Here is a 9221-nt window from a genome sequence, read left to right as displayed (position 1 = left end):
ATGGCTGAGCGCACGGCCCGCAGCCTCACCCTCGTCCGTCACGTCCGGTGGAAGCTGCACATCGTCGGGCACCACGACGCGGCGCAGTCCTCGTTCCTGGCGAGCAGCTGGCGGGCCAGCAGCGCGCAGGACCGCGCCGACGCCCTCGCCTGCCTCGCCCGGGACGCACGGAACCGCGCCCTCCCCCGAGCGGCGTCCGGGCCGGCCTTCGCGCTCGCCACCCGGCTGCGCCGCGCCGCCCGCGACCACGACGACGCCGCAGGCCCGTTCACCGTCGAACCGGACGAGACCACGGACCCGGTGGTGCAGATGCGCGCCGCCGTCCTCCTCGCCCACGCCGCACTCCGCGGCGACTGCTGGACCAACACCTGACGGGCCTCGGGCCCACCACGCGCGGGGCCACGGCTGACAGCCCCGCCCCCGGCCGCGCGGTGTGACAGCGCAGGTCCGGGGGCGGGTCAACCACACCGCTGACCTGTGGAGGTCTGCATGGCCGTCCGCCCGATAATCAAGCCGGAGCAGGCCGCGTCCTGTTGCTTCCGGACCACCGTCACGCATCCGGGACCAAACCCCGCGCGTGCGGGAGCTGCACATACTGACCAGCAGCGTTCCCTTGCCCGAGTGCCGATTCTGCCGGGTCGGACGTTCCTTCCTCCTGCGAAACATGGCCTCGCCGAGCCGTCACGCAGTGTATTGACCCCTTGACGCAGTGGCCACGAGCGGGTGAGGGTGCGCAAGATGCCGCAACTCAGCAGCGAGGGAGCACCCCATGTCGCTACGGCTCATCGCCAAGGACCCCAACACCGACACCGGGCAGAGCCCGACGGTGTGGGTGGACGAGGAGACCCACGAATTGGTCCTACAGGGGTGGAAGATCGACGCCGCCACCATGGCCGAGTGCCTGAAGGCAGGCATCATCCCCGACCACGAGGCGGTCGTGAGGCTGCCGGCGCGAATGATCCAGATCATCCGGGAGGCGTGCGATGTCGCAGAGCGACGTGCCCAGCTTCGATGACCTGCTCGACTCGGCGACGGAGTCGGCCCTCCACCTGGAGATGAGGGACCAGTACGCCGTCTCTCATGAGAACGAGCACTTCCGGATCTGGAAGGAGACCGGCGAACGGCCCACCGACCCAGACTCTCCGTACTGGCGAGCGTGGGTGAGCCTGGTCCGGCGTACCGTCGCCCGCGGGGTACCGGTACGCCGTGTTCGGATCGTCTCGGAGCCTGTCACCGAGTACATCCGGTACGAGTACGCCGGAACGCCGGTCAATCTGGCTGCCGGGGAACAGGTGCGGTGGCTGGCCCGTCGGCGCGCTTCCGACATCGCGCTGCCCGGCAATGACTTCTGGCTCATCGACGGGCGTCTGATCCGGTGGAACCACTTCACGGGCGATGGCCAGTCCGCAGGGGGCGAGATGTGCGACGACCCCGCTACGGCGAAGCTCTGCGCGACGGCGTTCGAGGCTGCCTGGGAACGTGCCACACCGCACAGCGACTACAAGGTCTGACCCGCCGGCCACATGCCCCTATCGCCTTCGTCCAGCGTCCAGGAAGCCCGTCAGGCGATTGCCCGCCGTCTGCGCGAGGCACGCCTGGACGCTGGGCTGACGGGGCGCGCGCTGGCTGAAAGGTGCGGCTGGCACCCTGCGAAGACCTCGAGGTTGGAACATGCCCGCGCTGCCCCTTCCGACGAGGACATCCGCTCCTGGTGCGCAGCGTGTGACGCGCCCGAGTTGATCCCTGACCTCCTGGCGGCCTCACGCTCCGCCGACTCGATGTACGTCGAGTGGAAGCGGCTGCACAGAAGCGGCATGCGCAGGGCACAGGAAGACCTCGTCCCTCTCTTCGAGCGCACGCGACACTTCCGCGTGTACTGCTCAACGGTGGTCCCCGGCCTCGTCCAGACGCCGGAGTACGCCACGGCGTTGCTCGCAACCATCAGCGACTTCCAGGGCACCCCGGACGACTCGGCCGAAGCCGCTCAGGCCCGGGTCGAACGGTCCCGCGTCATCCGGGAGGGACGGCACAGGTTCGCCATCCTCGTCGAGGAGGACGTGCTGTACCGCAACCACGGAGGGCCCGACGTGATGGCCGGGCAGCTGGGGTACCTGCTCTCCGTGATGGCACTGCCGTCCGTCTCCCTGGGCGTGATACCACGAGGGACGCCCCGACGGATGTGGACGATCGAGGCGTTCCACCTGTTCGATGAACACCGGGTGCAGATCGAGCTGTTGACCGCGAAAGTCACGATCACCCAGCCGAGCGAGGTGCAGACCTACGCGAAGGCGTTCGGCCGTCTCACGAAGATGGCTGTCCACGGGGCGGAGGCCCGCCAGCGGATCGTCGCCGCACTCGACTCCGTTGGGTGAACATCCCGCAATTTTGCGCAACATTGTGGAGTCCGATCACCGCTGCGCCGTTGAGTGGTAGTCACCACAGGCCAGCAGTTGCGAGGACCCATGAGCACCGCAAAGGCACCACGTGCACAGCTGCCCGCTTGTCTCGTGCAAGGGGCGTACACGGTCGATGAGGCGCCTGCCTTACCGCACGAGCCGGCATGGGTCGGGAAGGTGTTGCAGGTCGTCGCCAGCGGAGTGCAGTTGGTCACGCCTACCGGTTACGCGTGGATCGCCGCCCCCGGCGACCTGCGGCCTGCCGGCGACGACGAGCGCGCCGCCTATGACGCGCAGGTGCGGGGCTTCTGGCGGGAACGTGCCCGCCTTTACCGGCAGTTGGTCGGAGACTCAAGATCATGAGCCGTATGACGATCCGCGTCTCGCGTGATTCCGGCCGCACGTGGACGCGCGAACGCATCGTGAAGGGTGAGGGGCCGCCTCCGGTGTGGGTGCCGTGTCCGCCGTGCGCCTGCCCGCGCTGTGCGAAGGGGCGGGGCCGTGACCGCGCCTGACCCCGCCCTCGCTTCGGTGCGGGCCGCGCTGGAGCGGGACCTGACGACGTGCTCGGGCTGCGGGCAGATGCCCCGCCTGGACGTGACCACCACACCTGTCGCCGGGGACTATCCGCCGATCATCAGCGTGACCCGCCGCTGCGCCTGCCCGCCCCCGCAGTACCCGACCAAGGAGACCGACGATGGCTGAGCGCACGACCCGCAGCCTCACCCTCGTGAGACATGTCCGGTGGAAGCTGCACGTCGTCGGACGCCACGACGCCGCCAGTTCCCCGTTCCTGACGAGCAGCTGGCGGGCCAGCAGCGCGCAGGACCGCGCCGACGCCCTCGCCTGCCTCGCCCAGGACGCACGGAACCGTGTTCTTCCCCGGGTGTCCGGGCCGGCCTTCGCACTCGCCACCCGGCTGCGCCGCGCCGCCCGCGACCACGACGAAGCCGCGGGCCCGTTCGCCGTCGAGGCGGACGAGACCGCGGACCCGGTGGTGCAGATGCGTGCCGCCGTCCTCCTGGCCCACGCCGCACTCCGCGGCGACTGCTGGGCCAACACCTAACGGGCCCAGGCCCACCACACATGAGGCTGCGGCCTGACAGCTCCCGCCCCGGCCGCGCGGTGTGACAGCGAAGGTCCGGGGGCGGGTCAACCACACCGCTGACCCGTGAAGGTCTGCATGGCCGTCCGCCCGATCGCCAAGCCGGAGCAGGGCGCGGCCTGCTGCTTCCGGTCCACCATCACGCACCCGGCACCAACCCCGCGCGTGCGGGGACCACTCACCGGTGACCGGGGCGGGGAGGGGCGGGTGGGGGCCAACCCCGCGCGTGCGGGGACCACATGTAGCAGGGCCTCACCCGGTTGATGCGCTGGGGGCCAACCCCGCGCGTGCGGGGACCACAGGCGCCGACCAGCAGCGTTTCGCCAGCCGAGTGCCGATTCTAACTACTTCCCACGACTCGGACGTTCCGGGTGTTTCTCGTTCGTACGGTCGAAATCCCGCCGAAGGGTGCCACGTGGCCGCTTCGGGCTCGTCAGGGGCTGGCCCTGCGAGCTTCTGTTATTCACAGGGGTGAGCTTCCGGTATGACTGTCCGGCCTGCCTGTGGAAACCCCGCTCCAGGCGCCCCGCGTCCCGCCCCCTCGGCCCGCCGAAGCCTGCCGGCCCAGGAGGGGGCGGCCGGCACTCAGGGCACGGCCGACGCTCCGCACGTCGGGCGGATGGACGACGACCGGTGCAGCCATGCCACCACCGCGTGCCCGGCAAGACTGTCCTGCATCTTCGACTTCTCCGGCCGGTCAGCTCAGCCGGAGACGGTGCAGCATCAGCAGTGCGGCCACGGCGTTGGCCGAGCGCACTCCGCCTCGGCTGATCATGTCCGGCACTGCGCGGAGCGGTACCCGCTCACGGCGCTGCGACTCGAAGGCGTCTTGCGGGTCGCCGACCAGTTCGGCTGTGTCGGACCAGTGGACGCGGTGACGACGGTCGCGACGGCTACGGGCCGCAGCCGGATGACCGTATGGTCCAGGTGCCGGCCGTCGGGCAGTTCCACATCGGCCATGTTCACCTGGACCCAGTGGTTCTCGTAGACGGTGTGCTCGCCGAGGTTCTGCCACACGGACACGCTGCACTTCCACGATCCGAGGCACATGGGCAACCCCCTGGTCTCAACGGCCGGCGTCGGCACGCGAGAGCTGATGACCGGGGTCTCCGGCTGGAGGTCTGGCATCCCAGCCTGGGGGAGGACTCGCATGAGCCGGCCCACCCCTGTTCAGCTCCAGCCCGACGCGCCCCCGCAACCCCCGCTTCAGGGGGCGTCCCGCTCGATGAGGTCCCAGCGGTTGCCGAACGGGTCGGCGAAGACGGCGACCGTGCCGTACGGTTCCTCGCGCGGCTCTTCCTCGAAGTGGACCCCGGCGGCGGTCAGCCGGGCGTGCTCGGGGGCGAAGTCGCGGGTCCGGAGGAAGAAACCGACGCGCCCTCCCGTCTGGTCCCCGACCCGTGCGCGCTGTGCAGCGTTCGCGGCGCGGGCGAGGAGAAGGCCGCAGCCGCCGTCCGGGGGTTCGACCACCACCCACCGCTTTCCGTCGCCGAGCGGGGCGTCCTCGCACGTGACGAAGCCGAGGACACCGACGTAGAAGGCGAGGGCCTCGTCGTAGTCGGGCACGACGAGGGTGACGAGATCGAGCCGGTTCATCCCGGGCTCCCTCCCAGGGGGGCTCAGCCCGTCGTGGTGCGGATCCAGGCGCGGTGGGCGGCGACGCTCGGGTAGATGTCGGGGGTTGAGGCGCAGTCGCCGACCGACCGGCTCGTGACTCCGGACAGCTGCCAGCGGCCGTGCGCCTTGGTGAGGGCCGGGGCGCCCGAGTCGCCGCCGCACGTGCCCGCCGCACCATCGGGGTTGTCGGTGCAGAAGTCGCCCTCGCGGATGCCCCAGGCGTCCCCGTCCGTCCCGTGGGAGACGCACTTGGGCGTGTCCGGGGCCAGCACCGGGAGGTCGACCTCGCGGTGCTCGACGGGGAGCCGCGAGGGGTCGTTCCCGGTCGCCTCGGTGTAGCCCCAGCCGGTCGCCCGTACGGTCTCGCCCGCTCGTGGTGTCCGGGAGGCCAGCGGCGCCGGCTTCGCGGAGACCTTCGACGACAGTTGGAGGAGGGCCAGGTCGTGTGCGCTGCCGCGTTCGTCGGCGTACCGGTAGCCGGGGTGCACGACGATCCGTTTCACCCGGGCGACCTCGCCGCCCCGGGTACGGTCCAGGGAGCCGATCCGGGCGTGGAACGTACCCGGCGCCTCCACGCCTTCCGAAGTGGTGACGCAGTGGCCGGCCGTGAGGACCCAGTCGGCCGCGATGAGCGTGCCGCCGCAGCCGTGCCCGTCCGGGTCGTCACCGCGCGGTGCCTGCAACGAGACGATGAAGGAGTAGTGCTCCGTCGACTTGTGCCCGCCGATGATCTTCGTCTGGTACTGGGAGGCCGCCGTGCCGGCCGCCGCCTGCGCCGTCGTGCCCGCTGCCGCGAGGCCCACCGCGAGCGCCGAGGTCACCACCGCGCGAGCGCCCCTGCGCCCCCGTACCGCACCGCTTCTGCCGCTTCTGATGACGTTGTCCCCTCTCCGGCCGTCCGTGTGTCGCACCGGCCCCATCCCAACGCGATCAACTCCGCCTTGTCCAGAGCGCTTTGCGGCATGTCCGGTACCGCACGGTGCGCCGGCCGAGTCCGGCGAGGTACCGTACGGCGATCTCGACACGAGCGGACGAGGAGGTGAGACGCATTTCCGCTGCGGCAGACAACGCGCTCTCGCCCCGTACCCGGCGGCCCTCCACGAGGTGAGGTGCCACGGGCGGCGGGAGCAGAACCGAAAGGGCTCCCATGCGCCACCACGACACCGAACCCGCCACCCACCGCGATCTCCGCGATCCCGCCACCCACCCTGAACTCCGCGAACCAGCCGCCGATCCCGTGTCCGCCCAGGCGGCCGAGCTCCGCGCCGCGGCCGAGCCCCGCACCGCGGCCGAGCCCCGCACCTCGGCCGAGCCCCTCAGCGAGACGGAACTGGCGGCGCGGCTCCGCGCCGCAGGCTGCGTCTTCGCCGAGGACGAGGCCCGCCTGCTGCGGCTGACCGCGCGCGGCCCGGCCGAGCTGGAGCGGATGACCGGCCGGCGCGCGGCGGGCGAACCGCTGGAACACGTGCTGGGCTGGGCGGGCTTCGACGGCCTGCGGATCGCCGTCGACCCCGGCGTCTTCGTCCCCCGCCGCCGCACCGAGTTCCTGGTCCGCGCCGCGCTCGAAGCCGTCCCCGACACGGCGGCACCCGTCGTGCTCGACCTGTGCTGCGGCACCGGAGCGGTCGGGGCCGCCGTCGTGACCCGGCTGGGCGGCGACGCCCGGCTGCACGCCGCCGACCTCGACCCGGCCGCCGTCCGCTGCGCCCGGCGCAACCTGCACCCGCTGGGCGGCCGGGTGTACGAGGGCGACCTGTTCGCGGCGCTGCCCGCCGCCCTGCGCGGCACCGTGCACCTGCTGACGGCGAACGTGCCCTACGTCCCCACGGACGACATCCCGCTGCTGCCGTCCGAGGCCCGCGACCACGAACCCCGCACCGCCCTGGACGGCGGCCCCGACGGGCTGGCGCTGCTGCGGCGGGTCGCGGCCGAGGCGTACGACTGGCTCGCCCCGGGCGGCACGCTCCTGACGGAGACCGGCAGCCACCAGTCCGGCGCGGCGGCCGGCGTCCTGCGGGAGGCGGGTCTCACGGTGCGGGTCGTCAGCGACCCGGAGCTGCCCGCCACGGTGGTGACGGCGACGCGCCGCTGAGCCCGCACGCGTCGGGCCGACGGGTCAGCTGGCCGGCAGCTGTTCCTGGGCGGCGTGCAGCAGCGAGGTGACCTCTTCGGCGAACCGGGCACCGCACAGGTGCTCCTCGCCGGTGCGGACCGACGTCAGCAGGGCGTCCACGGCGCGGCCGAAGGAGACGTCGGGGGCCTCGTCGCGCTCCGGCAGCGCGGCGACGCCCGGCGTGCCCCGCACCTCGGCCGTGACGTCCGCCGCCGCGGGCGTCACCGAGTGGCTGAGCACGCAGCTGCTGGAGGCCCCCGAGGCGTGCCGCAGCACCAGGTGGACGGTGTCGCCTGTTCCGCCGGGGGCGGCCGTGACCGTCTCGGCGGGGCCGAGCAGCGGCAGCAGCACCGACAGCGCGTGGGGCCCGACGTCCCACAGGGCGCCCTTCTCGCGCCGCCAGGGTGAGGCGCTGTACGGCGAGTCGCCGCCGCCGAAGACGGGGGAGAGCCAGTCGGCCCGCCCCACCTGCCAGCCGTCCTGCCGGGCCTGTTCGCGCAGCCAGTCGCCGGTGGCGGCGCTGAAGTGCAGCGTGAAGAAGACCACGCAGCCGACTCCGCGCCGCCGCACGGCCTCCGTCACGCGGTGCGCGCCCTCGGGCGTGGTGGCGACGGGTTTGTCGAGCAGCAGATGGCAGCCGGCCTCGGCGGCGCGCACCGCCAGCGGGGCCTGCACATCGGGGGGCAGTGCGACGGCGACCGCGTCGCAGTCGGCGAACAGGGCGTCGACGTCCGCATAGGGCGTGGTCTCCAGGCGGGTGGCGAGGGCGCCGGTGGGTTCGGGTCTGCGCCCCCACACGCCGACCAGCTCCACGTCCGGGTGTGCGGCCAGTGCCGGTCCGTGGGTGCGGTCCGCCCAGGGACCGGTGCCGAGAAGTCCGAACTTCATGCGGGCAGCCTAGGCAGGGGACCGGCCGGCCCGGTAGCCCGGGGCGGTGGGGGCCGCTTCCCGCCCCGGGGCCGTGGGGTGGTGCTAGGTCCACCCCGGGAACGGGTTCCGGGACGACTGTGCCCTCGCCGCCGCGGCCCGCAGACTGGGCACTGTGCCACAGGCACGACGACGGACCGGGCGACCGGCGACGGACCGGGCGACCGGCGACGGACCGGGCGACCGGTCACGGGGCCGAAGGGATGGGCATGACACGCAGCCGAACCACAGGGCGGACGGAGCGGGCCGAACCCGCGCACCCGCCGGGACGCGCACCGTACGGGGCCGCGCCGGGCTCCCCGCTTCCCGGCGACGACCGCCCGGCGAGCCGCCCGGAGGGCCGGCCCCGAGTGCCGTGGTGGGGCCGTCCGGCCGCGGCGCTGCGGGCAGCCGTACTCGGCTTCCCGCTGATGCTGCTGTCCCTCGGCGTCTCCCTCGCCCTCTTCCTGGCCCTGCTGCTCTCCCTCGTGCTCCTGCTGCTGGGCGTCGGGTTCTTCACCACGCCGTGGCTGGTGCACGCCGTCCGGATGCACGCCAACCAGCGCCGGGCGCTCGCCGCGCACTGGGCGGGCCTGACCGTCCTGGCGCCCTACCGGCCCCTGCCGCCCGGCCCGCGCGGGGTGACCGGGCACGTCGAGCGCACGGTGCGGCTGCTGAAGGACCCGGCGACCTGGCGGGACCTCGCCTGGCTGATCACCGACGCGGTGGCCGGTTTCCTCCTCGCGCTGCTGCCGGCCGCACTGCTCGCCTTCGCGGCGGAGGGCTGGGTGATCTTCGCCGGTTTGTGGCGCACCGTGGCCGGTGACTACTGGTACGCCTTCATCCACGTCGACTCCTACGGCGACGCCGTGGGCTGCGCCGTTCTGGGCTCCGTCTTCCTGCTGATCGCCCTGTTCGTGAACCCGTACCTGTTCACCGGGCACTTCCGGCTCGCCCGCGCCCTGCTCGCGCCGACGCGGGGCGCGCTGCTGGCGCGGCGGGTGGAGCAGTTGTACGAGACGCGGCACGATGCGGTGGATTCGTCGGCGGCGGAGTTGCGGCGGATCGAGCGGGATCTGCATGA

At 72.7% G+C, this 9221-nt stretch carries 12 protein-coding genes and 2 pseudogenes; 10 read left to right on the top strand and 4 right to left on the bottom strand.

What is annotated here, in order from left to right; translation table 11 throughout:
- From IO40_RS0132535 to IO40_RS0132505, 8 genes and pseudogenes are all read left to right on the top strand, one after another.
- Positions 1-372 (top strand): hypothetical protein (locus IO40_RS0132535; protein ID WP_031176664.1); only part of this gene is annotated, 372 nt, incomplete at its 5' end.
- Between the two features lie 397 nt (positions 373-769).
- A complete protein-coding gene (locus IO40_RS0132530; protein ID WP_016468608.1) occupies positions 770-1015 on the top strand; it encodes a hypothetical protein in 246 nt (81 codons plus the stop codon).
- Positions 984-1511: a DUF6879 family protein gene (locus tag IO40_RS0132525; RefSeq protein ID WP_031176663.1), complete on the top strand. Its 528-nt coding sequence runs from the start codon at positions 984-986 to the stop codon at positions 1509-1511. The genes IO40_RS0132530 and IO40_RS0132525 overlap by 32 nt, the downstream gene beginning before the upstream one ends.
- Positions 1512-1523: 12 nt before the next feature.
- A pseudogene (locus IO40_RS39715) lies at positions 1524-1724 on the top strand (helix-turn-helix domain-containing protein); the annotation flags it as partial.
- A gap of 12 nt (positions 1725-1736) precedes the next feature.
- Positions 1737-2372 (top strand): DUF5753 domain-containing protein, encoded by a 636-nt coding sequence (locus IO40_RS0132520; RefSeq protein ID WP_309505515.1) that lies wholly within the window; start codon positions 1737-1739, stop codon positions 2370-2372.
- Between the two features lie 90 nt (positions 2373-2462).
- On the top strand, positions 2463-2759 hold the full coding sequence (locus tag IO40_RS0132515) for a hypothetical protein (protein ID WP_016468605.1): 297 nt from the start codon (positions 2463-2465) through the stop codon (positions 2757-2759).
- A 138-nt stretch (positions 2760-2897) separates the two neighbouring features.
- On the top strand, positions 2898-3101 hold the full coding sequence (locus IO40_RS0132510) for a hypothetical protein (protein ID WP_016468604.1): 204 nt from the start codon (positions 2898-2900) through the stop codon (positions 3099-3101).
- Entirely contained in the window at positions 3094-3462 is a 369-nt protein-coding gene (locus IO40_RS0132505) for a hypothetical protein (protein ID WP_016468603.1), read from the top strand. Before IO40_RS0132510 ends, IO40_RS0132505 begins: the two co-directional genes overlap by 8 nt.
- A 736-nt stretch (positions 3463-4198) precedes the next feature.
- On the opposite strand, the pseudogene IO40_RS35175 reads toward IO40_RS0132505, so the two are convergent.
- From IO40_RS35175 to IO40_RS0132490, 3 genes and pseudogenes are all read right to left on the bottom strand, one after another.
- Positions 4199-4551 (bottom strand): annotated as a pseudogene (locus tag IO40_RS35175) (hypothetical protein).
- Positions 4552-4707: 156 nt separating this feature from the next.
- Positions 4708-5097 carry a VOC family protein gene (locus tag IO40_RS0132495; protein ID WP_016468601.1) on the bottom strand — a complete coding sequence of 130 codons (390 nt, stop codon included), beginning with the start codon at positions 5095-5097 and terminating at the stop codon, positions 4708-4710.
- Between the two features lie 23 nt (positions 5098-5120).
- On the bottom strand, positions 5121-5942 hold the full coding sequence (locus IO40_RS0132490) for a S1 family peptidase (protein WP_016468600.1): 822 nt from the start codon (positions 5940-5942) through the stop codon (positions 5121-5123).
- A gap of 323 nt (positions 5943-6265) precedes the next feature.
- On the opposite strand from IO40_RS0132490, the gene IO40_RS0132485 reads away from it, so the two are divergent.
- On the top strand, positions 6266-7210 hold the full coding sequence (locus IO40_RS0132485) for a putative protein N(5)-glutamine methyltransferase (RefSeq protein ID WP_016468599.1): 945 nt from the start codon (positions 6266-6268) through the stop codon (positions 7208-7210).
- 24 nt (positions 7211-7234) lie between these two features.
- On the opposite strand, the gene IO40_RS0132480 is transcribed toward IO40_RS0132485, so the two are convergent.
- Positions 7235-8119, bottom strand: coding sequence for a Gfo/Idh/MocA family protein (locus tag IO40_RS0132480; RefSeq protein WP_016468598.1), 885 nt, complete (start codon positions 8117-8119; stop codon positions 7235-7237).
- A gap of 248 nt (positions 8120-8367) precedes the next feature.
- Between IO40_RS0132480 and IO40_RS0132475 the strand changes: the two genes are divergently transcribed.
- Positions 8368-9221 (top strand): sensor domain-containing protein (locus IO40_RS0132475; RefSeq protein ID WP_234324812.1); only part of this gene is annotated, 854 nt, incomplete at its 3' end.

Source organism: Streptomyces albus subsp. albus (genome assembly GCF_000725885.1).
Lineage (GTDB): Bacteria > Actinomycetota > Actinomycetes > Streptomycetales > Streptomycetaceae > Streptomyces > Streptomyces albus.
Note: the sequence above shows the minus strand (reverse complement) of the source record. Positions and strands in the feature narration are given on the sequence as shown.